The 324-nt window shown below is 68.2% G+C and carries 1 protein-coding gene; it reads left to right on the top strand.

What is annotated here, in order from left to right; genetic code table 11:
• The coding region (locus ACODRW_RS24400; protein WP_488906938.1) for an RHS repeat domain-containing protein at positions 1-324 on the top strand (324 nt) is incomplete at both ends.

Here is a 324-nt window from a genome sequence, read left to right as displayed (position 1 = left end):
GCGGCAACATCACCACCTTCGAGTACAGCGCCTTCGGCCAACTGCTGGCCAAGCAGGACCCCGAGACCGCCATCACCCTGGCCGACGGCAGCAGCGTCCAGCGGGCGCCGCGTACCCAGTACCGCTACGACGCGCTGGGTAATCTGGTGGCCACCGTCGACGCCAACGGTCAGCTCAACCGTCAAAGCTGGCTGGCCGGCGGCGAGAGGGGCCAGGGCAAGAGCGGCGGCGAGGCGCACGCCGACGGCGGCGTCAAACAACTGGGCTACGACGTGTTCGGCAATCTGCGTGTCAGCGTCGACGAAATCGGCCGCCGCAGCGATT

The organism is Chromobacterium sp. FG89, assembly GCF_057808735.1.
The sequence above is the reverse complement of the archived record's forward strand: the minus strand, read 5'-3'. Positions and strand labels throughout refer to the sequence as shown.